At 60.7% G+C, this 20,291-nt stretch carries 17 protein-coding genes, 1 tRNA gene and 1 pseudogene; 12 read left to right on the plus strand and 7 right to left on the minus strand.

Going from position 1 to position 20,291, the window contains the following annotated elements; all coding sequences use genetic code 11:
* Positions 1-156: 156 nt before the first annotated feature.
* The 8 genes and pseudogenes from I5803_RS10045 (at position 157) to I5803_RS10080 (ending at position 6,290) form a co-directional block, all read left to right on the plus strand.
* Positions 157-459 carry an urease subunit gamma gene (locus I5803_RS10045; RefSeq protein WP_196986230.1) on the plus strand — a complete coding sequence of 101 codons (303 nt, stop codon included), beginning with the start codon at positions 157-159 and terminating at the stop codon, positions 457-459.
* 3 nt (positions 460-462) lie between these two features.
* Positions 463-768: an urease subunit beta gene (locus I5803_RS10050; RefSeq protein ID WP_196986231.1), complete on the plus strand. Its 306-nt coding sequence runs from the start codon at positions 463-465 to the stop codon at positions 766-768.
* Positions 768-2,486, plus strand: coding sequence for an urease subunit alpha (gene ureC, locus I5803_RS10055; RefSeq protein ID WP_196986232.1), 1,719 nt, complete (start codon positions 768-770; stop codon positions 2,484-2,486). The genes I5803_RS10050 and ureC overlap by 1 nt, the downstream gene beginning before the upstream one ends.
* Positions 2,487-2,495: 9 nt before the next feature.
* Positions 2,496-3,035, plus strand: a pseudogene (gene ureE / locus I5803_RS10060) (urease accessory protein UreE); the annotation flags it as partial.
* The gene (locus I5803_RS10065; protein WP_196986234.1) at positions 3,013-3,696 is read left to right on the plus strand and encodes an urease accessory protein UreF; all 684 of its coding nucleotides are present in this window, start codon (positions 3,013-3,015) and stop codon (positions 3,694-3,696) included. The pseudogene ureE and the gene I5803_RS10065, both read left to right, overlap by 23 nt.
* On the plus strand, positions 3,693-4,340 hold the full coding sequence (ureG, locus tag I5803_RS10070; protein WP_196986235.1) for an urease accessory protein UreG: 648 nt from the start codon (positions 3,693-3,695) through the stop codon (positions 4,338-4,340). Before I5803_RS10065 ends, ureG begins: the two co-directional genes overlap by 4 nt.
* Positions 4,337-6,187: a hypothetical protein gene (locus I5803_RS10075; protein ID WP_196986236.1), complete on the plus strand. Its 1,851-nt coding sequence runs from the start codon at positions 4,337-4,339 to the stop codon at positions 6,185-6,187. The genes ureG and I5803_RS10075 overlap by 4 nt, the downstream gene beginning before the upstream one ends.
* A 13-nt stretch (positions 6,188-6,200) precedes the next feature.
* Positions 6,201-6,290 (plus strand) — tRNA-Ser (locus I5803_RS10080).
* A 258-nt stretch (positions 6,291-6,548) separates the two neighbouring features.
* Here the strand turns inward: I5803_RS10080 and I5803_RS22405 are convergent.
* Positions 6,549-7,136, minus strand: coding sequence for a helix-turn-helix domain-containing protein (locus I5803_RS22405; RefSeq protein WP_354001645.1), 588 nt, complete (start codon positions 7,134-7,136; stop codon positions 6,549-6,551).
* Positions 7,137-7,255: 119 nt separating this feature from the next.
* Between I5803_RS22405 and I5803_RS10090 the strand changes: the two genes are divergently transcribed.
* Positions 7,256-8,170 (plus strand): hypothetical protein, encoded by a 915-nt coding sequence (locus tag I5803_RS10090; protein ID WP_196986238.1) that lies wholly within the window; start codon positions 7,256-7,258, stop codon positions 8,168-8,170.
* A gap of 99 nt (positions 8,171-8,269) precedes the next feature.
* Here I5803_RS10090 and I5803_RS10095 read toward each other — a convergent pair whose 3' ends face one another.
* The 5 genes from I5803_RS10095 to I5803_RS10115 all read right to left on the minus strand — a co-directional run bounded on the left by I5803_RS10095 (position 8,270) and on the right by I5803_RS10115 (position 16,994).
* Positions 8,270-9,997: a phosphoribosyltransferase-like protein gene (locus tag I5803_RS10095; RefSeq protein WP_196986239.1), complete on the minus strand. Its 1,728-nt coding sequence runs from the start codon at positions 9,995-9,997 to the stop codon at positions 8,270-8,272.
* Entirely contained in the window at positions 9,994-10,719 is a 726-nt protein-coding gene (locus I5803_RS10100; protein WP_196986240.1) for a phosphoribosylanthranilate isomerase, read from the minus strand. The genes I5803_RS10095 and I5803_RS10100 overlap by 4 nt, the downstream gene beginning before the upstream one ends.
* Positions 10,720-10,955: 236 nt before the next feature.
* On the minus strand, positions 10,956-12,161 hold the full coding sequence (locus I5803_RS10105; protein WP_196986241.1) for a GIY-YIG nuclease family protein: 1,206 nt from the start codon (positions 12,159-12,161) through the stop codon (positions 10,956-10,958).
* Positions 12,154-14,211, minus strand: a complete 2,058-nt coding sequence (locus I5803_RS10110) for a DEAD/DEAH box helicase (protein ID WP_196986242.1) — start codon at positions 14,209-14,211, stop codon at positions 12,154-12,156. Before I5803_RS10110 ends, I5803_RS10105 begins: the two co-directional genes overlap by 8 nt.
* Positions 14,208-16,994 carry a class I SAM-dependent DNA methyltransferase gene (locus tag I5803_RS10115; RefSeq protein WP_196986243.1) on the minus strand — a complete coding sequence of 929 codons (2,787 nt, stop codon included), beginning with the start codon at positions 16,992-16,994 and terminating at the stop codon, positions 14,208-14,210. Before I5803_RS10115 ends, I5803_RS10110 begins: the two co-directional genes overlap by 4 nt.
* Before the next feature lie 320 nt (positions 16,995-17,314).
* Here I5803_RS10115 and I5803_RS10120 point away from each other — a divergent pair, with 320 nt between their 5' ends.
* From I5803_RS10120 to I5803_RS10130, 3 genes are read left to right on the plus strand one after another with little or no spacing between them, the layout of a single operon-like run.
* Complete coding sequence (locus I5803_RS10120) at positions 17,315-17,902, plus strand: hypothetical protein (protein ID WP_196986244.1); 588 nt, start codon at positions 17,315-17,317, stop codon at positions 17,900-17,902.
* Complete coding sequence (locus tag I5803_RS10125; protein ID WP_196986245.1) at positions 17,892-18,251, plus strand: hypothetical protein; 360 nt, start codon at positions 17,892-17,894, stop codon at positions 18,249-18,251. Before I5803_RS10120 ends, I5803_RS10125 begins: the two co-directional genes overlap by 11 nt.
* Entirely contained in the window at positions 18,248-19,420 is a 1,173-nt protein-coding gene (locus I5803_RS10130; RefSeq protein ID WP_196986246.1) for a DUF4417 domain-containing protein, read from the plus strand. The genes I5803_RS10125 and I5803_RS10130 overlap by 4 nt, the downstream gene beginning before the upstream one ends.
* Here I5803_RS10130 and I5803_RS10135 read toward each other — a convergent pair.
* Positions 19,367-20,185 (minus strand): hypothetical protein, encoded by an 819-nt coding sequence (locus I5803_RS10135; RefSeq protein ID WP_196986247.1) that lies wholly within the window; start codon positions 20,183-20,185, stop codon positions 19,367-19,369. The genes I5803_RS10130 and I5803_RS10135 overlap by 54 nt on opposite strands.
* Positions 20,186-20,291 lie beyond the last annotated feature (106 nt).

The following is a 20,291-nucleotide window of genomic DNA, read 5'->3' on the forward strand; positions in this document are numbered from 1 at the left end:
CGCCGTACCTTCACCACGCGCTGGGGCGGATCGGCCGTGACGGGAAGGATCGGGATGGTGGGGTGGCTGCTCACGGGTAGGAATTGCAGTTTCCGTGCCCGCAATGCGCCTTTCGGCGTATGCCGGGCGCCAAGGCTTGCACTAAGATGGTTCGCCATGGAGCTGACCCCCCGCGAAAAAGACAAGCTGTTGATCTTCACCGCCGGCCTGCTGGCCGAGCGGCGGCTGGCCCGCGGCTTGAAGCTCAATTACCCGGAGGCGGTGGCGCTGATCTCCGCGGCGGTGATGGAAGGCGCGCGCGACGGCAAGACCGTCGCGCAGCTCATGAGCGAAGGCCGCACCCTCCTCACCCGCGCCGACGTGATGGACGGCGTCCCGGAGATGATCCCGGACATCCAAGTCGAAGCCACCTTCCCCGACGGCACCAAGCTCGTCACCGTGCACCAACCCATCGTCTGAACCATGATCCCCGGCGAACTCTTCACCGACGCGGGCGACCACGTCATCAATCCCGGCAGGCGCACCGCGACGGTCGTGGTGCGCAACACCGCGGACCGGCCGATCCAGGTCGGCTCGCACTACCACTTCGCCGAGACGAACGGCGCGCTCGATTTCGATCGCGAAGCCGCGCACGGCATGCGCCTGAACATCGCATCGGGGACGGCCGTGCGCTTCGAGCCCGGCCAGCAGCGCACGGTGGAACTGGTGGATTTCGCCGGCGACCGCAGGGTCTACGGCTTTCGCGGCCTCGTGCAGGGGTACCTGTAATGGCCACGATCGGTCGCCGCGCCTACGCGGAAATGTTCGGTCCGACGACGGGCGACCGCGTCCGCCTCGCGGACACGGAGCTCGTGATCGAAGTCGAGGACGACTACACCTTGCGCGCGGGCGGCTACGGCGAGGAAGTCAAGTTCGGCGGCGGCAAGACGATCCGCGACGGCATGGCGCAATCGCAGCGCACACGCGGCGAATATGCGATGGACCTCGTGATCACGAACGCGCTGATCGTCGACCACTGGGGCATCGTCAAGGGTGACATCGGCGTGAAGGGCGGACGCATCTACGCGATCGGCAAGGCCGGCAACCCGGACACGCAGCCGGGCGTGGACATCATCATCGGCCCGGGCACGGAGATCATTTCCGCGGAAGGCAACATCGTCACCGCGGGCGGCATCGACAGCCACATCCACTTCATCTGCCCGCAGCAGATCGAGGAAGCCCTCGCCTCGGGCGTGACGACGATGCTCGGCGGTGGAACCGGCCCGGCGACCGGCACCTTCGCGACGACCTGCACGCCGGGGCCGTGGAACCTGGAGCGCATGCTGCAGGCCGCCGACGGGTTCGCCATGAACCTCGGCTTTCTCGGCAAGGGCAACGCGAGCCTGCCGCAGGCCCTGCACGAGCAGATCAACGCGGGCGCCATCGGCCTGAAGCTGCACGAGGACTGGGGCACCACGCCGGCCGCGATCAGCAACTGCCTGGACGTGGCCGAGGCGACGGACACGCAGGTCGCGATCCACAGCGACACGCTCAACGAATCGGGCTTCGTCGAGAACACCATCGCCGCGACCAAGGGCCGCGGGCTGTGCGCCTTCCATACGGAGGGCGCGGGCGGCGGCCACGCACCGGACATCCTGCGCGTGGTGGGCGAATCGAACTTCCTGCCCTCGTCGACCAACCCGACGATGCCCTACACCGTCAACACGCTCGACGAGCACGTGGACATGCTGATGGTGTGCCACCACCTCGACCCGGCGATCGCAGAGGACCTCGCGTTCGCCGAAAGCCGCATCCGCAAGGAGACCATCGCGGCCGAAGACATCCTCCACGACCTCGGTGCGATCAGCATGATGAGCTCCGACAGCCAGGCGATGGGCCGCGTCGGCGAGGTGATCCTGCGCACCTGGCAGACCGCGCACAAGATGAAGGTGCAGCGCGGCACGCTCGCGGAAGACAACGCGCGGAGCGACAACTTCCGCGTCAAGCGCTACATCGCCAAGTACACGATCAACCCCGCGATCTCGCACGGCATCTCGCGCGAAGTCGGCAGCATCGAAGCCGGCAAGTGGGCGGACCTCGTGGTGTGGAAGCCCGCCTTCTTCGGCGTGAAGCCCGCGCTGATCCTCAAGGGCGGCTTCATCGCGATGGCCGCGATGGGCGACCCGAATGCGTCGATCCCGACGCCGCAGCCGGTGCACTACCGGCCCATGTTCGGCGCCTTCGGCGGCGCGGTCGCGAAGGGCTCCCTCACCTTCGTGTCGCAGGCGGGCCTCGCGGCAGGCATCGGCGACAAGTTCGGCCTCAAGAAGAACCTGAGCGCGGTGCGCAACGTCCGCCAGGTGCGCAAGCACCACCTCATCCACAACGGCTACACGCCGAAGATGGAGATCGATGCGCAAACCTACGCCGTGCGCGCGGACGGGGTGCTGCTGACCTGCGAGCCGGCCAAGGTTCTCCCGATGGCGCAGCGCTACTTTCTCTTTTAGCATCGGCGGATGCTCCAGGTTTCCAAACTGCTCGCGGGCGGCCACGGCCTCGCGCCCGTCCTGCTCAAACGCGCTTCCACCGTCGAACTCGACTGGGACGTGCGCCAGAAAAGCCGCTTCGACTGCACCGATTCGCAAGGCCGTCACCTCGGCGTGTTCCTGCCGCGCGGGACTGTCGCGCGCGGCGGCGACGTGCTCGTGGCCGAGGATGGGTCGCTCATCCAGGTCGTCGCGGCGCCGCAACCCGTGCTGGTGATCACGCATTGCGGGCAGCACGGCTCGGCCTTCGACCTGACGCGCGCGGCCTACCACCTGGGCAACCGGCACGTGCCGATCGAGCTGAAGCCCGACCACCTGAAGATCGAGCCCGACCATGTGCTCGCGGACATGCTGCGGGCCATGCACTTGATCGTGAACGAAACCGAAGCCGCGTTCGAACCGGAGAACGGCGCGTACGCCACGGGTGGGCACGCGCACGGCCCCTTGCGCGAGAACGCCTACGAAGGCCGCGCCCACGATCACGACCATGACCACGGACACCACGGCCACTGACGCCGCGCTGCTGCAGCTCATCTGGCTCGCGTCGCCCGCGCTGCCGGTCGGCGGGTTCTCCTATTCGGAAGGCATGGAGTCGGCCGTCGACGCGGGCCTCGTGCACGACGAAGCGAGCGCATCGGCCTGGCTCGCCGCGCAGTTGCAGATGACGCTCGCACGGTCCGACATCGCGGTCGTCGCGCAGGCGATGGTCGCTTGGCGAGCCAACGACGAAGCGCGCGTCGCCGCGCTGGACGCGTGGGTGCTGCAGACCCGCGAGACGGCGGAATTGCGCCAGCAGACCGAGCAGATGGGACGCTCGATGATCGAGTGGCTGAAATCCATCCGTCCCGACACCGCCGCGCGTTCGGTGTCGCCGCCGACCTACCCTGTCGCCTTCGCGTTGGCCGCATCGGAGAGTTCCGCGAGCGCGCGCGACGCCGCCATGGCCTTCGCCTTCGGCTGGGCGGAGAACATGATGCAGGCGGCGATCAAGTCGGTGCCGCTCGGCCAGAGCGCGGGCCAGCGCATCCTCTCGCGGCTGGCCGCGGACATCCCGGCCGCCGTGGACCATGCACTCTCGCTGGACGACGACACGCGCCAATCCTTCTCGCCGATGCTGGCGATCCTTTCCGCGCGGCACGAAACGCAATACTCGAGGCTCTTTCGCTCATGACCCCCCTGCACCACATCGCCAACCGCACCAAGAAACTGCCGCCGCTTCGTGTGGGCATCGGCGGGCCTGTCGGGTCGGGCAAGACCACCCTGCTGGAAATGCTCTGCAAGACGATGCGGGACAAGTGGGACCTGGTCGCGATCACCAACGACATCTACACGAAGGAAGACCAGCGCCTGCTCACCGTGAGCGGCGCGCTCGCCGCCGAACGCATCATGGGCGTGGAGACGGGCGGCTGCCCGCACACCGCAATCCGCGAGGATGCATCCATCAACCTCGAGGCGATCGACCGCATGCTGGTGGATTTTCCGCAAGCCGACATCGTGTTCGTCGAGAGCGGCGGGGACAACCTCGCGGCCACCTTCAGCCCCGAGCTGTCCGACCTCACCATCTATGTGATCGACGTGGCCGCCGGCGAGAAGATCCCGCGCAAGGGCGGGCCGGGCATCACCAAGAGCGACCTCTTCGTCATCAACAAGACCGACCTCGCGCCCTATGTCGGCGCGGACCTGGGCGTGATGGAAACGGACACGAAGCGCATGCGCAAGGACAAGCCTTTCGTGATGACGAACCTCAAGACCCGCGACGGCCTGGCGGCCGTCGTGGAATTCATCGAACGCAAGGGAATGCTGGAGCAATCATGAAGAAGTTGGTTCATGTCGTGGCCGCCGTCGCGGCCAGTGCGCTGCTGGTGGCGTGTGGCGGGGGTGCGCAGGACGGTCGCCTGGCGGCCTCCGCCTCGCGCGCGAAACAGGCCGCGCCGGGCGCGCAAGCCACCGCACCCATGCTGGACTACATCGCTGCGCTCGACTGGGCGCCCACCGCCTACCCGCAGTATTTCAGCGGCGCATCCTCCGATGGTTACGCGGACATCGCCGGCTACGGCACCTTCTACTACCGCTACTGGCCCGCGCAGGGCAATTACGTGGGCATCCTCGGCGACGACGTGTACGTGTACGGCCCGATGAACGGGAACACGGTGCAGCGCGTCGGGGCGCTCGCCGACTTCGCATGCCGCGTGTACGACTGCGTGGCATCGGCACCGCCGCCCGCCTGGGCGAACTTCGGACGCGACGAGCGGCACACCGCGCGCTCGGGCGTGGCGACGCAAAGCCTGGACCGCATCACCTGGTCCACGCCGGTCGACCTGCAGCCGCAATACACGAGCACCGGCGCCTTGCTGATCCACTACGGATCCCCGGTGGTGACCGCGCGCAACACCGTGATCGTGCCGGTGAAGACAGGCGCGACGGACGGCTTTCGCATCGAGGCGCATGCAGGCGGCGACGGCTCGCTCCTGTGGTCGGCCGACAGCGACTACGTGCTGCCCGCGCATCACTGGACGCCCAGCTACAACATCGCGCTCACCCCGGGCGGCCTCTTGCTGGCCCCCGGCGCCGGCGGCAAGTTGATGGTGCGCAGCGCGCCGGATGCCGCGCAGGGCGCGATGCAGAACGTCGTGTTCTACGGGCAGGCCGCGTACGACGCCAATCCGGCCGCGTTCAACCAGACCATCTTCATCAACACGCCGCTCACGACGGACACGCGCGGCAACGTGTACTTCGGCTTCATCGCCGCGGGCGCGAATCCCGCGGGGCTCACGAGCGGGCTTGCGCGCATCGGCCCGGACGGTCAGGGATCGTGGGTGTCGGCCGCGGCCGCCGTGGGCCAGGCAGGCATCGTCAAGGTGGCAACCAACAGCGCGCCCGCGCTCTCGCCGGACGGTTCCACGGTGTATGTGACGTTCAACGGCGATCCGGTGCCCTTCGTGACGCAGCGCGGCTACCTGGTGGCGCTCGACAGCCTCACCCTGGCCGTCAAGCACAAGGTGCTGCTCACCGATCCGCAATCGGGCACGCCCGCGCGCGTCTCCGACGACAGCACGGCGTCGCCGACCGTGGGGCCCGACGGCCGGGTGTTCTTCGGCGTGCTGGAGACGGTGTTCGGCGCGCACAACGCACGCGGCTGGCTGCTGCAGTTCTCGCCGCAGCTCGTGCCGACCCTCTCGCCCGGCGCCTTCGGCTGGGACGACACGGCCTCCGTCATCCCTGCGGCCATGGTGCCGTCGTACACGGGGCCCTCCTCCTACCTGCTCGCCGTGAAGTACAACAACTACGCGGGCACCGGCACCGGCGACGGCGACAACCGCATCGCGGTGATCGACCCCGGCGTGAGCGAGCCCGACCCGATCTCCGGTATTCCAGTCATGAAGGTGGTGCTCGCGATCTCCGGCCCTACCTTCGAGAGCGGCACCAGCGGCCCGGTGAAGGAGTGGTGCATCAACACCATGGCGGTCGACCCGCTGACGCGCTCGATCCTCGTGAACAGCGAGGACGGCGTGCTCTACCGCTGGGACCTCGTGACCAACACCCTGAGCCAGGGCATCCGCCTCACGGAGGGCCTGGGCGAGGCCTACACCCCGACCGCCATCGGCGCGGACGGCAAGGTGTACGCGGTGAACAACGCGAGGCTGTACTCGGTGGGCCGATAGAATCGGTGGGTACGGAGAGTTGGCAGAGCGGTTGAATGCACCGGTCTTGAAAACCGGCGACGTCGCAAGACGTCCGTGAGTTCGAATCTCACACTCTCCGCCACACACCCAGCATTGGCGCGGCTTTTGGCCTACCGCCCCGGTTTACCCCCCTTTTTACCCACTTTTTGGCATGTGCTGCTGTAGCGCGCTGTGGCGCGCCTTGCACAGGTAGCCTGCCTTGGGGCTTGGGCGGCCCAGCACGGGCGCGCAACCGGCCGCTTAAGCGCCCCTACGCTCCCGGCAGCGGCCCCCTGGCAATGCAAGTAGGGGCAACCGCACGCCCCACCAAACTAGCCCCTATAGGCGCAAAAAAGCCGGGTCAGTGCCCAGCCAATTCCCGCTCCACGGCCAGTTGCTCGACGAGCTCTGAAATCAGACGGACTTGATGTTCAGACAACGTTCTAAGTCGCGAAACTAGCTTTGCCTCGGGTTCGCTGAGGCGGCCTGCAGCGGTAGCTTGGCTAGACTTTTTTCCCGCCAACTTCCGCACAGGAGCAGGTGGAGACCCGTTACGGAGCCAGTAGGCGGTAACTCCAAGCATTTGCGCCAGCGTCTCCAGCTTTTCAGGCGAAGGCCTTGCCTTTCCAGTGATCCACTTCTGGGCTGCTTGGTCCGAGACGGACTCCCCGTCGTGGCGCAAGTTGAATTCGTGTGCGAGCTGGGCGGCGGATTGAATTGCCCCAGGCGCCCGCTTGAGTGCCGAGCGGAGGCGTTCAGAAAAGGCGGCTTTGTCGTCCCAGGCAGTCGGCATGGGAAAGAGTGTGAAAGCGCGGCTGGTTCGCGTGTGAACCATATGGTTGTGCGAAACAACCGACTGAGCTATCTTCCAGCTTCCGAGGAGGGTGGTAAGGGGCTCTGTAGCAATGACGTCTCGGCCAACAGTGTTCGCACACGCGAATGCTGGCATCAAAACCAGGACGACATCCGAGCGAGGCGGTCAATCGGCCACCTCGGTCAATCAAGCGTGCTCCCACCAAAGCACAACCTCTCCTGCAAACCACATACACACCCAAAGGTGCATCTACCATGAACATGAAAAAGGTAAGTTCGAAACTCGGCAGTGTCGCAGGCGTAACGCGCCTCGTATTACTCGCAGTGCCGTGCGCGCTGATACTCTCGACGCTCACGGCTTGCACCAACAAGCCGCCGGGTTGTGCCGACCCGAAGGTAATTGAGTTGGCGAAGCAAATCGTCGAAGAGAGCATCGTGAAGAAGGCCGACCCCAACGGTTTGAGCCGGATTCAGGTTGCGCTGAGCATCGTTACGGAAGCGGGGTACAACGGCGATGTCGGAAAGTGGTCATGTTCTGGGCAGGCAAACTTGCAGACCACGCCTGAAGTTTTGAAGGCGGTCAGCGAAGAGATCAAAATGATCCAAACGGTGACGCATCCAGACGCGGATCAGGCTGCCGCGATCGCACTATATCGGATGGCAGGAAAGAAATTCCTTACCGACGAGGAGCAAGGCTTGGCCTTCGCACTTGAAGCCCGTGCGTGGAAGCCGTACGCGCAGGAGGAGTTGAAGGCGGCCATGACCTTCACTTCGCAGTTCGAAGCGGGCGGCTCAAAGAACCTCGCAGTCGAAGTCCGCGGTGGCTCGGTGGAGTTCAACCAGTTTCCGCAGCTGGCGCGCTTGGCTGTCGAGCGGCAACAACGAGAGGCGAAAGCGGCGCCAGCTACTTCCGCTCAATCGAGTCCTCAACCAGCTCCCGCGACCGCCACGGATCAACCTTTGAAGATTCAGGTTGCGAAGGCTGAAATGTGCGGTCCTGAAGCCCTCTGCATAACCGACGCGACTGGAGTGACATACACGGGAAACGCCTTTGCCATCGCTGACGCGGACCGCGCATCTGTCCTGGAAGCCGCAAAGCGTCAGGGCACGGTGTGCCTGAAGGGAGTGTCTGTACCAGACAAGACATTCGACTCCGCAGAAAAGTGCTAGCTTCACCAAGTTTGGATCTCTCCAAACGGCACTAAGGACGCGTCTTCTTCTCTCTTGTTAAGATAAGAGCGTGGTCGTAAGAGCCAAAACGTCGGCCGGTCAATCGCTTGGAACCGTGCCCGACGAGGGCATGATGATTCGGCGAAAAAGCGGCCTCCAGCGACGCCGCTGCTCGGTCTCGCTCTGTTCAGCCCACAGTAGCGGGCTGGAGTTCTCTGGGCACTGAAAGTAGTACGCGCTGAGAAATGTGTTGGCCGGATCGCGAGGTGTCGAGTCGGGTCGCAACTCACGCTCTATCCGAGACACTACCTCTAGGCTTCCTGGCACCAGCGTATCCATGGTGCGGGATGCAGCTTGAGAGCACGCAACGCTTGGCGATTCGACCTTCAATTCGCAGAATTTCTTCTTTGCAGCACTTGACATTGCATACGCGGCAAACACGTTCGCGCGCGGGGTCAGTTTGGCCAGTCGCTCGGCGTGATGCTTTTCAAAGTGCTGTCCGTTCGGTCTGGTGTGGTAGAAGAAGACAAGCGTCTTGTCGATGACTCGATCGGGACTCAGACGTTCGAGACTTTCAACTTGATCAATGCTTAGGTGCCATTCCCGCATGAATTCGTACACGTAGTGGTAGACCGAATTTTTCTCGTCCCCCGTCGTTACGAGGACTATGTCGCCCATGTCTCCGCCGACGCGACCCAATTCGACCATCAGTGTTCTTCGGATTTCCCGAATGGCGCTACGTATCGCCGCGATGTTCAAATAGCTAGTCTTAAAGAATATCTCGAGTGCGGCTTCGCGCTCTTCCTGCTTGAAGTTGCGGAACCAGTCGCTGGCCGTCTGATAGAACGCCGTGCTCGTCAACCCCCACGCTTCTATCTGGTTGACGATTAGTTGTCGTTGCTCGTTTGACCACGTCCAATCGCAGTTCAGGATCGAGTTATCGGGCGATTCAGGTGAAGGCACGTTGGGGAGGGCAGGCTCGGTCTGCGTTGCCTTGGGCCGATAGGGAAAGAGAGGGGCCCATGGAAACGCGATGCCGTCCACCTTGTTGTTTTCTGTTTTGTGATTCGCCCATATTAAGGGCAGCGTATTGTTCGGGCATTGGAACCAGTAGGAAACCAGCAGGCCGGCGTTGCCATATCCAAACGGATGCTTGGAGTACACCTGCGACCCGAGTTCCCGCAGGCGGTTCACTTCACGTGCCGTGAATTCATCGAAGATGCTGAGTGTCGCTACCTCCGGCAAGAGCCGAATGCCTTTTAATTCACGGCTGAATCGTAGCAGCGCTTTCTCCGCGATCGTCACTGCGACGAGGAACACTGCCTTAAAGTTCTCTCTCCGGACCTTAGAAAAGACTTCACGTAGAAACTGATTGCCGGTGCCATGCGTGTCGTTGAAGAAGACGAGGACGCATCCCGCGTCCGTCCGGGCGAGATCCTCGACCGTTACCACCTGGTCTTGTCGCAAACCCCAAGCCTTAATGATGTCATAGGCGTGACGATCTGCACTGTCGCCGCGTTCCGAGGGCAACACGAGTCGCAGATCGCCGAGACTACTGCCGGTTTGAACGAGATATTGCTGGATTGGCACAAGGAAATTGTCGATTGCGCGCTTGAAGTCCGGCTCGCTGTAATGCTGCAGCTTCAGCATCACCTTCAAGGCCAGAGGCTGATCGGCGTGCGCAAAGTTCCCAAACCACGCGTCCACTCGGTTGTAGAAATCCTCAACTCCCATGCCCCAGGCTATGCGACGGTTGCGAAGTTCATCACGTAGGTATGTATCCAATCCCCGGAGATACGGTGTCGTGAATTGCCGTTCATCATTCATTGCTCTGGGCTCTCATGGCATGCTTCGAGAAAGGCACGCAGTCGGACTGGATCCTTGCGATCGCGTCGTTCGGAAGATGTGACGCCCGACATGACGTCCACACCGTAGGGGCGAACCAAGCGACGAGCCTCAGCAACGTTGTCCGCGCTCAGCCCGCCCGCGAGGATGACGGGCGTTCCGGCAAACCGCTCCACCAGGCTCGCAGATGTTACCCAGTCATGAGCGACGCCGCTGCCGCCTTGCGGGCTGTCGAGCAGCACGGCGTCGATAGCCCCATGATCGACGTACGCGCGGATTTCGTCTTCGAGCGAGGAGACGGGCGCCCCAGATACAACGGATATAGTCTTGATGATGCCCTGATCGGGAAACCGCTCTTTCAGCCGGCAAAGCATCGCTGGACTAAGGGGCTGCCGGATCTGCATGGCGTTCGGTTTGATTTCCTCAGCCAGCCGGAGCAAGTCATCCAGCTGAACGGCATCGACAAGCAACACCGATTTCAGCCCCACCGGCAGAGCCGCGGCCAAACTCGCCGCCTCGTCGAGCGCTAACCGATCCGAGCCCAACTTACGGGACACTCCTGGCTTGGTTAAAAGCATCCCGATTGCATCCGCACCCAGGTCTGCACATAGAACAGCATCGTCGATCGTGCACACACCACAGATCTTGACGAAGCCCCTGGTGGAAGCACCCGACGGCGAAAACATGGTTGAAGTGGTTTTCAAGATGTGTCAGAAACTGGTGGCTGAGGGGCGCGTCCGGAATAGGTCCATCGGCGTCTACTACTCAGCTTACGCGAAGAACAGCGGTTGACACAAGCTGCGACTACACGAAATTCGCGTCACGATTGAGCCCAATAGCTAAGCACAACCAGTTCCAGCACGTCGCTAACGGCCACGACGCGATGCACGCGCACATGTCGGAACTGAGCCAAGATGTCGCGCCTGACCATTGAGCCAAATCAGGTCTCGCGCGTCGCCCCCATCTTCACCAGCTGCACAGCTTTTGGATCGTAGACGTATTGAGTAATTGAACCATCCGCAATGCGTTTGACGGCCTCATCAACTATGAACAACGGAACGAGGAACCACTCGCGCGGGACGACGGGGTTGCCGAAACGATCCTTGATCTCGACGTCCATGCGCGCCGGGCTAAACACGCGATGGATCAAGCTCTCGAGCCTGACTCGGTCAATGTTGTAAAGATCGTAGGTTGCGACAATCTCGACGTCGGCGAGGAGGAACGTCGGGTCGTACTTGGCGCCCGAGAAGCGCGCGGCGATGTTGCTGCGACCGGTAACACCAATCTTGTGCAGCACCTCGCGGTGCGCCGCGACAGCAGGCAACTCAGACTTGCTTCGGACCACGTAGATGGTGCCACTTTGCTGGTCGTCGTCGTCTATCTCATTGGAGAATAGCGGGCCATCATCCACCTTAACCAGACGGCGTCCAGCCTTGCCATCGCTGTCCTTGTAGAGAGCTCTTTGGAGGGATCGAAGCAGCAAGTCGCTTTCTGTTCCGTTAGAGTAGATGACCCGGAGCCGCCCATTTGTTTCCGCATTGGGAGTCTTGTACGTGTCGCCCATCTCGGCGACATACGCGATCTGTCCTGCCAGGATAAAAAAGTCCCCAACCTCGATGCTGGCGTCCTTGCCAAAGGGTTTGGTCTGCCACCGCTCCTCTTTCAAGCCCGTCTCGACTTCTTGGAACAGCGGCTTGAAATCCTCGAAATCCCTGCAGGGGGTGTGGGCCGCAATCTCTTCGGCAGCGCGTTTCTCCGCGCTTGTGCGGACATGACGCAATACGTTGATGTCATCTGCGCCCGTTACACCTGCAAGTTCGGCGGCTAGCTTGTACACATCGATGGCGTCCGACGGCTCTGAGGCGATCACCCCGCCTGCTAGCAAGCCTTGATGATCGAGTGGCACAAGCAGGCTGCGGCAGTCAGGAAGCGCGCGCAGCCGATCAAGGCGAACGGCGTATACGCGCTCGAAGATGTCCCGATCCTCGCCGTGTTGGGGGGCGCGACCATACTGCGCGAAGAATCGCTGAATTTCCTCAAAGCCTGCGATGACGCGCTCTTCCCGCGGGGAGCGTCCGCCCTTTTTTTCGGGCGCGGAGAATTCTGAAAGCTCCGAAGCCAATTCGTCGAGGTCCGGATCATTCATAACGCCCCTCCGCCTTGAAGCGCATGAACGCCGACGCGCCTTCAGCCATGCGCCGCTCCCACACGTCCTGTGAGTCGAGCGCCGGAATCCGACCGCGCTCCCTTTTGAACTGCACCGCGCGGACAGCAAGCTCTTTCGCTTCATCGGGCGTCAGACTCGTGCGTTTGGCAGAGATGGCCGCCGCAACCTGCCTGAGACTTCCTTCGCTCATCGTCTTTGCAAGAATCGCATAGGCTTCGCCGAAGGGATTGATTCGGTCGATGAGGTCGATGTCTAGCTCGCGCACGTCCATCGCAAAGCGGCGCACGCCATCGATGAGCGCCGTGTTGGTCGTTGGTTCAACGGCGTTGCCGCCGGCAACGATCTGCTTGGCCTGCTGGGTCAGATTGATAGCGGCAATGGCATGCTGACGAACGGCCTCCTGATCTTCCACGTCAAGGTCAGGATACTTGTCCCTGATGATCTTGCCCATGCGAATCTGAGTGAGCTCTTCGGGCACAAGGTCTTCGTCGAAAAGTCCGCGCTCAACCGCGGTCTTGTCCTGAATGAACGTGGCGATCACCTCGGTCAAGTCCTCCTGGCAAATGCGCGCGGCTTCTTTGCTCCTAGGTTCGGCAAGGCCCCTTATCTCGATCTGCACCTGTCCCGTTTCGTGATTGACACCGACGTTGGACCTGCTCGGATCGTATCCCCCCTCGCCGTAGTCGAAGCCAGGTGTAGGCCCGTTGTTGGGGTTCTTAGGTCGGAACTCAAAGCGCGGAGCGAGCACCTGTTCCATCAGCAAGCTCGCCGCGATGGCCTTGAGTGTGTCGTTGACGGCTTCCGTCACGGCTTCCTCCGAAGCATCAGGTTCGGCAATCAAGTTGGTGAATCGCGTACGGGTCTTCCCTGGCGCGTCGCGAGTGGCGCGCCCGATGATCTGGACTATTTCAGTAAGGCTAGCTCTGTAGCCAACCGTGAGCGCATGCTCGCACCAGATCCAGTCGAAGCCCTCCTTGGCCATGCCAAGCGCAATAATTATGTCCACATAGTCTCGACTATTTTTCTGTGCTGGATCTCTCAACGCAGCCGACACGCGGTCGCGCTTCGTGGCGTCGTCGTCGACAAGATCGGCGATCCGCAGCACGCGGCCGTCGGGGAGCTTAACAAGCTGAAAACCGGTCGTGGCGTCGATGCCCTGCCATTCACCGAGCGTCTCGATTATGTGCTCGACCTCGCGCACCTTGTCCTTCGTGCTCTCGCGCGAATTGACGTTGGGAATATGGATGATCGTCTTTTCGGCCGGGTCGAGGACGTCGAGGATGTCATCAACGTAGGGCCCGCTGTAGAAGAAGTAGCCTATATCGAGCTGCTTCAGGTACTCATACCCGTTGAGCTGCTCGTAGTAGGTGTAGGTAACAGTGTCGAATTTGGTCTCATCTGAGGGCGACAGCACGGACTCTGCATCGCCCCGGAAGTAGGAGCCGGTCATCGCGACGATGTGCGTCTTGCCACGGCCGATGAACTGCCCGAGATGCTGGCCGAGCTTGTTGTCGGAATTGGACGAAACGTGGTGGAACTCATCGACGGCAATGAGCCGGTCGTCGAACGCTTCGATACCGTAGGCATCGACAGCGAAACGGAACGTCGCGTGAGTGCAGACAAGTACCTTGTCGGCGCCGTCAAGGAAGACGCCGACGGATTTCACCTTGCCGCCGTTTTCATTGCCGGGTGCATTGCATAGATTCCATTTCGGCTCGACATGCCAGTCCGACCAGAAGCCGAAACTTGACAGCGGCTCGTCGCTGAAGCTAGCGCCAATGGACTTTTCGGGCACGACGATGATGGCCTGCTTGATGCCTTGGTTCTTGAGCTTGTCGAGTGCCACGAACATGAGCGCGCGGCTCTTGCCCGAAGCGGGCGGCGACTTGATCAGAAGATACTGCTCCCCGCGCTTTTCGTAGGCGCGCTCCTGCATCGGTCGCATCCCCAAAGCGTTAGCCTTGGTCGATGCGCCGTTGCGCACGTAGGAAACGGAAACCGTGGGGACGGACTTGATCTTCTCGTTCATGCGTTCGCTCCCGCCTTACGTTTCTTGGCTTCGGCCGGCAAATCCGCGGCGGTCATCTTGGTATAAAGGTCGAACAGCTTCTCCAGCCGCTCGGTGTCGTTCTTGAAGCGGCGACCAATGTAAATGCGCTCCAGCACCTCATCGTTGTGCTTATGAGCAGCCCGTAGTTCACTAGGCATGCTGTCGGGATCGTAGAGATCAGCGATGGTAGCGGGGAAGTGATGCTCGCGTGCGATCAATATGTCCTCGGCACAGCGAGTCAAGTCGGCCTTGTTTTTCTCAGTCAATGGCGGAAGTGGGAATGTGTTGTAGCAGGTCGCGGAGGTATAGCGAAGATCACTTTTTAGCTTCCCCGCAACAGCTCTTACCCAGCTCATATGTAGTGTCGAAGACATTATTGCCAGGACATACAAGCTCGCATTCTGAACAATGCTCGCCGCATTGTTGATGATGTACTCATCAGAGAGATATCCCGCGGTAATGAACTCTCGGCGCTCCGAAAATACCGTGGGGACAATGATCTGGCGCCCCTCTCTCTTGTTAATCCAAGCAAACTTATGCGCTCGGTTCGCCGCGGTGCGTGCGCGTGTCCCAGCGTTCCGACGGTAACTGCGAACGGCCTCAACTCTTTTTGCTATTTCGGGGTGCTCAAGTGCCTTGTTGAGCTCTTCATCGCGAATCCACAGGCACCAACGCTGCGTTCCACGGATAAACTCGGACGATCCTAGATAGGGTCTGACGAATCGAGCTGTGTCTTCTGATCCACTCGCGCTGACCTGCTCACAACTGAGTTTGTCCAGAATCAAATTGCCCCCGTCTAAAGCACCGCTTCCGTCGGTGATCTCCGCGTCAAACCCAATAGGTACCTTCCGCCCTTTGACGAATACGTTGCTTGCGTTCAACAAGTACGCATTGATCTGAGAAACCTCACGGACTCGGGTTTCGCCATTCTCGTCGGTTTCAAACAACCTTCTCTTGCCAGCAGCGTCGGATGTGATGCCTACCACGATGACAATAACGCCGGCATTGTGGCTCGCTAGGTTTGACCATTTGAACGATGTATGCGCAAAGGCGATGCTTTGGCCGTGTCCGAATACGATGGGCCAGAGGATGGAGGCCTGTAAGCCTTGGCAAATGGAATTCGTCGTCACGAAAGCTGTGGCGCACCGGCATCTATCGCCGTACTGCGCTGCCTTGATAACCCAAGCCGCAACATAGTCGAGAGCTCTCCAGTCCTGTGCCTTGTGAGAGGCGATCGCTCCCAAATCCTCGGTCTGCTCCGTCGTCCTCCAATTGCTTCCCTTGTAAGGGGGATTCCCGCAAATGTAGGTCTCGCCGCCCTCGTTCTCGAAGTCGATCTCAGCTTGGTCAAGCGGGGTTCCGAATAGGTCATCGGCCTGGATTTTCACGCCCGTTCCGCTAGGCGGGCAGATGCTCAGCCAGTCGAGTCGAAGCGCATTTCCACAAGTGATCCAGTTTTCACTGCGCAAAGGCAGAAACTCTGCCAACGCCAGCTTCTGCCCGCGATAGAGCACGTCACATTGGTACTCGGCGATGACCAGGGCGAGGCGAGCGATCTCTGCCGGGAAGTCACGCAGCTCGATTCCTCGCAAATTGGTGAGCGGGATTTCTGAAGCATGATCTGGCTCTCCGCGCCGCCGGTTGATCTCTGCTTCTATCGCGCGCATTTCCTTGTACGCGATGACAAGAAAATTGCCGGAGCCGCAGGCCGGGTCGAAGACCCTGATTTTCGACATACGCTTGCGTAAGTTGAGCAAGGTGCGGGGATTGTCACTCGCCTCGTCCAGGCGCGCGCGGAGATCGTCGAGGAATAGCGGATTCAGCACCTTGAGGATATTGGGGACGCTTGTGTAGTGCATCCCCAGCTCGCCGCGCTCTTCGTCTTCGGCAACCGCCTGAATCATCGACCCGAAGATGTCCGGATTGATCTTGGTCCAATCAAGGCCGCCGACGTGCAGCAGGTAAGAGCGGGCGATCTTGCTGAACGTAGGCACGTCCATGCTGCCGGAGAAAAGGCCGCCGTTCACATACGGGAAATCATCGGCCCAGCGGGGAATATTGGCGGCTGTTCTGTCCGCACCCGCCTTGGTATTCATGGCTAGGAACAGCGTACTCACCACCTGGTGGGTATTCGATGAGTCCTTTGCGCTCATTCGCGCAATCGTCTCAGTGAATTTGCCTCTGCCAACAAAGATGTCTGTGTCTTCGGCAAAGAAGCAGAAGATTAGCCGTGCCATGAAGTGATTCATGTCGTGGCGGCGCTCTGCCCTGCCCCAGTCCGGGTTGTCTTTCAACAGTTCGACATAGAGTCGATTTAGACGGCTTGTCGCCCGGATATCGAAGGCGTTCTCGCTAATCTGACGGACGGTGCTGATACCCGCCAGAGGTAGAAAGAAGCCGAAGTGGTCGGGGAAATCTTTAAAGGCGCAGGCGACGGTCTCGCCGCTAGTCAGGTCTTCGGCCTCGAAGTCCTCTCCGTCGGTGGTGAGAATGAACTTCGCCTTAGCCTTGGCGGTTGCGGGGCTGGCCTTAAGTGCGGCCAGCGTTTCGGTCACTGTGCCAGGGTCTGCGGCCGCAATGTGGATGTTGTTAGTCTGAAGAACGCCCCCGAGGTCGGATTTGTTAGAAGTCCCGGCGCGTAGCCTTTTAATCGTCGTTTCCTTGTTGCCGAAGGCCTCAAGGAAAGAGTAGGGGAAGTTAAGCGCATCAAACGGGCGGTCAGCCAGGTCGGTGATGGCTTGTTCAATCTCAACTGCATTCAAGCTCCGCCCCTCCGGGTATTTTGGTGCGTATTTCGGGTACCCCCCCGATGCTGAGCCCACCACGACCGAGGTCAGACAACCAAAGGGACGTTTACTCCCCCAACTGAAAGTGTGCCGCGCTTGAATCCTAACCTACTCGTCTCTCCGTTCAGCTCAACCGTGCTCTTCCCTGTGCCAAGGGCGAGTGCACGCGCTAACTCGACACAACGTGGCTACCCACCCAGAACTGTGAGCGCTCACTCACTTGATGTCGTTGCGACTGAGCTTGCGGCACTATTGCCCTTCGGATAACATTCACGCAATTCACGTGAGATAACTAAATGAATCCTGCCACCGTCATCGATGTGCAAGTCCTCTACGGCTCGAAGACGCTAGCCGGCACCGGGGCCGGAAAAGCCTTCTTACCAAAGCTGATTGAGCAGTGCGCCAGCGTTCCCGCCCAAGCACTTGCGGCGGTGGATCTGCGGAAGACAGACCTGGTCACCGCGTCCTTCTTTCGCTCATCGTTTAAGGCGCTACGAGACTACGGTCGAAATCAGGCCGACTTCTATGTCGTCCATCTGTGCCGCGACAAGGCGACCATCGAGGAGGTCGCAGCCTACGCGGGTGATGTCAGCGACGCATTTCTCTTCGGCGATATTGACGGGCACGGAGAAATCGTCCGACCATTCCTAGTTGGTGCGCTCGATGACAAACAGCGACGTGCGCTGGACGCAATCACGGAACTCGGCGAAGCTGATGCCTCCACGCTTTTTTCGCGTTACCCAGAAAATCCGCCACTCTCCACGTCGGCCGCGTGGAGCAACCGTCTTGCGGCGCTCTCACAAAAGGGGCTTATCTGCGAGCGCGTCGATGGGCGTTCCAAGTTCTACCGGCCGATCTTCAAGGAAATCAGGCATGGGGTTTAACTACATCAATTCGCAGGCGAAGAGCCATACCAAGGCGTGGAGTGACCGGTTCACGCAGTCCGCCGACAACCTCTTCGCGCTGCCTGCAAACCCCATTGAGCGCACGTTTGTGGCGAAATCGGGTGGGGCGCTGAAAGTGGCTGAAGGTGAAATCGTCCACGTGCGACGCATCGAAACAGGTCTCGTTGTTTTCCAGGGGCTGACGCCGCTGGCGGCCGCAGACAAGCCTTCGCTGGCCCTGTTTGAGATGGTCGATTCAAAGCATGGCGTGATGCGGGGCGTGGTTACGGAGGTAATTTCCGAGGCCAATGTGATGATCGTCAAGGTCTCTGAAGGAGCCACCAAGTGATCGACAAAGCTGACGCCCAATCTCTCATCCGCACCCTGTGGCACAACCGCGGCGAACCGCCGGCGATGGGATGTCGTGATTGTCCCGATCGCCCCGAATGCGGCGGACTCCAGGTGTCGGCGTCGTTGTTCGATTGCATGGATCACTGCACCTGTGTGGATCGTCAGGCGTGTCAGAAGGTATGTCCCAACAATCGACACTTTGTCGCGCGCATCCACGAGGTGCGCGGCTTTGGGTATGACGACATCGAGCGCCGTCGCGGCATTCCGCTCGTGCAATTACCGACGTTCGCCCATCTGCTGTTCACCTACCCAAAAATCTCGAACCTCGTTCAACTCCCTGTAGCTGCGATTCCGCTAAGCGATGCATTCAATCGGTCAGGAAAAGGTGGTACAGCGCTCACCCGCAGCGAGGTCGACAGCCGCTTTCGGTTGGCGGCCAAGACGCCTCTGATCTTGTCCGGCGTCGGGCTTGACCGGAAGATCGAAAAGTTTTGGGGTGTGACGCGTGGCCGATCAGAATTGCTTGCCGGTATCCGCGCTTTAGATCCGCTGATGGTGACTACGCCGAACTACAGCGTCACGCTCGACGCTCCACGCCACGATGCAATGCACAGCTTGAAGCGCATCTTATTGTCTTGGTCGGAACTGCACGACGCCGGCCTCCGCACAGCCCTGCACCTCAACGCCGTTACGGATCGCGACTACGGTCGCATGGCGGAGTTTCTGAGCGCTCATTCGGAAATCCGCGCTGTAAGTGTCGAATTTGAAACTGGAGCGGCTCCCGAGGAGCAGGGCGTCTACCACGCTCAACAGCTCGATGAACTTGTTCAACGGATTGGGCGGCCTCTTCATCTTGTCTTTAGGGGCGACGCACGTTGGGTTCCCATGCTGCAGAAGAGTTTCCCAAGCATCACTGCTCTAAACGGCTCAGCTTCTATCAGGACCCGAATGAGAAGGCGGGCGGTCTTAGCAGGTGAGCAGTTGAGTTGGGCAAGCGCGCCGACGCAAGAAGGAGAGGCTTTGGATGAACTGCTCGCACACAACCTGCGCAGCGTGAGCCTGTGGTTCAGCGCGAAGACGATTGCTCCGGTGCCGTCCCGGAAGAAAGCGCCGCTAGAAGTACGTCCGAAACGTCACGACGAGGCCCGGCAACCGGGCCTTCTGTGAAATCGTAGGCGCCCTTTCCATAAGAGCCTTGCCGCTGACTTCGAGCGAATAGTCTCCGCTGCGTAAGCGAATTTCCGCGTCCAGTGAATTCAGCCCGCGAAACAAGGTGCTAAAGCCGTGCCCGCGGCCCTCGCCGTCCGCTGTCGTCGAGAATCGCGATGTCCCGTCCCGAACTGCCAAGGCCAAGGCCATTCCAGCATCAGAAAGATACGCATAGGCTGGATTTTGTCTCAGGCTTGCCATAACACCCATCCCTGCATCACTCACGGAAATGTCAAGGTATTCGGGTGTTCCTAGAAATCCCACGATGCCAGTCCGGGGTGCGCCGGAGTGCTCAAAAACATTGTCAAGCATCTCACCCACCGCCCCGCACACCAGACCCTTGGTTTGCGATCCGTTCCGCTTGAACTTCATCATGCGGCGCGCCTCAGTATCGAAGGCCAAGAGAGCCGGCCTGAAAGCGTCGGCACTTACTGCATCAAGGCACATGAATCCCGCTGCTTGCTCCGCCTGGTTGCAGGTGAATGTCTGCAATGGCGATTTGCGGGCGTTTCGTAGGGGAGTGGCTATGTGCCGTGGCAACCGCTCTTTCGCGAATTTTGACCAGCTTGCGCTGCTCTGTGCGAGCGACGCGACCTCCAAGATTGGACCAAGCGAGTTGATAACCAGGTCGGCCGCTGCCGCCTTTTCAAACTCGACCCCATGATCCGCCGCGAGAGCGGCTGTATCCAGCCTCCTAAAATTAGCTAATAAATCAGTGGGCATGGCGAATGTTACTTGTTCGTCATCGGGACGGGGCAGACGGCCTTGAATGAGAGAGCGCCCGCGCGATGTAGCCATACACATAGACAATCGATGGCCCGAACACGCC

It is taken from the genome of Caenimonas aquaedulcis (genome assembly GCF_015831345.1).
In the GTDB taxonomy this organism is placed as follows: Bacteria; Pseudomonadota; Gammaproteobacteria; order Burkholderiales; family Burkholderiaceae_C; genus Ramlibacter; species Ramlibacter aquaedulcis.